Origin of the sequence: Bradyrhizobium sp. Arg816, assembly GCF_029989365.1 — a bacterium.
Classification (GTDB): Bacteria; Pseudomonadota; Alphaproteobacteria; order Rhizobiales; family Xanthobacteraceae; genus Bradyrhizobium.
Genome location: NZ_JAPRAQ010000226.1, coordinates 1 through 442, shown reverse-complemented (window position 1 = coordinate 442; position 442 = coordinate 1). Strand labels below are relative to the sequence as shown.

Annotated in this window: 1 protein-coding gene; it reads left to right on the top strand. The window is 34.2% G+C overall.

The genetic code is table 11. The annotated features are described in order from the left end of the window. Positions 1 to 373: response regulator transcription factor (locus OWC48_RS46635; protein ID WP_282526013.1), on the top strand; the 373-nt coding region annotated here is incomplete at its 5' end. Between the last annotated feature and the right edge of the window lie 69 nt (positions 374 to 442).

The following is a 442-nucleotide window of genomic DNA, read 5'->3' as shown; positions in this document are numbered from 1 at the left end:
AACTAAATCTGTTGGTAAAATCACCGACATCACCAAACAAAAACATAATTATCAATCTAGCCTGGAGAACTTTCTCCTTAAAAAGGAAGAAGAAAATACAATGGTAAAGGCCTGGGCTAAATTATTAGCATCTAAGGATAAACCAGACGTTGATCAAACTTTAGTTGATCAATATTACCCAGATCTGGATGTTTTGACCAAAAGAGAAAAAGAAGTTTTAAAATGTATTGGGGAAGGATTTTCATCAAAACAAATTTCCGATAAGCTTTTTATCAGTAACAATACAGTTGAAACCCATCGCAGGCATTTATTGGAAAAATTAAAAGTAAAAAACTCTGCCGAACTAATCAGTCGTACGGCCAGAATTTCATAACCCGGTTCCTGTCTTTCTCTGCAAATTTTCCTGCATCTTTTATCATTGCGGTTAAAAATCACCATTTTC